This is a genomic window from Bradyrhizobium uaiense (assembly GCF_010811875.1).
Lineage (GTDB): Bacteria > Pseudomonadota > Alphaproteobacteria > Rhizobiales > Xanthobacteraceae > Bradyrhizobium > Bradyrhizobium uaiense.
In genome coordinates, this window is sequence record NZ_VKHP01001303.1 from 1 (window position 1) to 202 (window position 202).

General features: G+C 60.9%; 1 protein-coding gene. It reads right to left on the reverse strand.

Going from position 1 to position 202, the window contains the following annotated elements; genetic code table 11:
- A partial coding sequence (locus FNJ47_RS55935; protein WP_236000668.1) for a transposase occupies window positions 1-170 on the reverse strand: 170 nt, incomplete at its 3' end.
- Window positions 171-202: the final 32 nt, after the last annotated feature.

A 202-nucleotide genomic window follows, 5' to 3' on the forward strand; every position in this document is an offset into this window, starting at 1 on the left:
TCCGGGAGATCGCGCCAGGGAGACCCCGTACGCACGATCCACAGCACTCCTTCAACGAACATTCGGTTGTCGCGTCCGGTCGAGCCCTTCTGATCGGGGCGCCCTATGATCAACGGCGCCATCCGCTTCCACGCCGCGTCGCTCAATACCAAACGGTCCATCACACCCAAGACGGCCTCCCTAAAAGCAGCCTTGAATCTGA